Origin of the sequence: Pseudomonas sp. 32_A, from assembly GCF_017490905.1 — a bacterium.
Taxonomy (GTDB): domain Bacteria; phylum Pseudomonadota; class Gammaproteobacteria; order Pseudomonadales; family Pseudomonadaceae; genus Aquipseudomonas; species Aquipseudomonas inefficax.
In genome coordinates, this window is record NZ_JAFGYI010000335.1 from 1 (window position 1) to 449 (window position 449).

The window sequence follows — 449 nt, forward strand, 5'->3', positions numbered from 1 at the left end:
GTTCTTGTTCTGCTGCTGCGCGCGCAGCGCGATCTGCTGCGCGTGAATCCGCTTGCCGCCCGACGCCTGCATCTCGGCGAGCGCGGCGAGCGCGCCCTCCGCGTCGCGGCCGTCCGCGCGCATGTCGGCCGTCGCGAGCCGGCGCGCGTCCTGCCATTCCTGCCCGCTCACCTTCGCGAGCCACTCGTCGCGCCGCGCATACTCGTGCATCCGGTGCGTCGCGGCCGCGGCGACGAGGCTCGCGGCCGACTGGTTCGCGTCGACCGCGAGCGCGTCGCGCGCGGCTTTCTCCGCGCGCGAGAAGCGGCCCGCGTACAGGTTCGCGAGCGCGTCGCGCAACGCGGCCTGCGCACGCTCGTTGCGCATCCGCGCGCGATACGCGGCCACGCGCTGCGGCATCCGCCAGACGTTGCGCACGATCCGCATCAGTGCGTACAGCACGATGAACG

Annotated in this window: 1 protein-coding gene; it reads right to left on the minus strand. The window is 73.7% G+C overall.

Features of this window, described 5'->3' with window-relative positions:
* Positions 1-449, minus strand: a 449-nt coding sequence (locus J5M58_RS26935) for a heme biosynthesis HemY N-terminal domain-containing protein (RefSeq protein WP_207880459.1), incomplete at both ends; no start/stop codon positions are given.